This window comes from Arthrobacter sp. A2-55 (genome assembly GCF_025548615.1).
GTDB lineage: Bacteria > Actinomycetota > Actinomycetes > Actinomycetales > Micrococcaceae > Specibacter > Specibacter silviterrae.
The window spans coordinates 1-408 of the sequence record NZ_JAJLOZ010000157.1; the positions used below are offsets into that span (position 1 = coordinate 1).

Annotated in this window: 1 protein-coding gene; it reads right to left on the bottom strand. The window is 64.7% G+C overall.

Annotation, left to right across the window (positions count from 1 at the left end):
* The coding region (locus LPN03_RS20755; protein ID WP_262455766.1) for an LUD domain-containing protein at positions 1 to 408 on the bottom strand (408 nt) is incomplete at both ends.

Here is a 408-nt window from a genome sequence, read left to right on the forward strand (position 1 = left end):
GAGGTGGCGGCGGGCGGCTTCGGCCAGGCGCGCGGGCTCGTTGCTCAGGGCCGGGTCCACGTCCTCCATTTCGCGCAGGAAGATTTCCCTGATCTGGCTGCGGTTCTTGTGGATGGCCGGGACCAGGATGTGGCTGGGCTTGTCACGGTCCAGCTGGACAATGAGCTCCGCCAGGTCGGTTTCAAAGGCGGCTATGCCCTGCGCTTCCAGGTATTCGTTCAAGCCGATTTCCTGCGTGGCCATGGACTTGACCTTGACCACCTCGGTTTCCCCCGTTGCCCTGATCAGCTCGGTGACAAGCTGGTTGGCTTCCTGGGCGTCGCGGGCCCAGTGGATGATGCCGCCGCGGGCCGTGAAGTTGGCCTCGAACTGCTCCAGCAGCGCCGGAAGGTTCGCCATGGTGGCGTT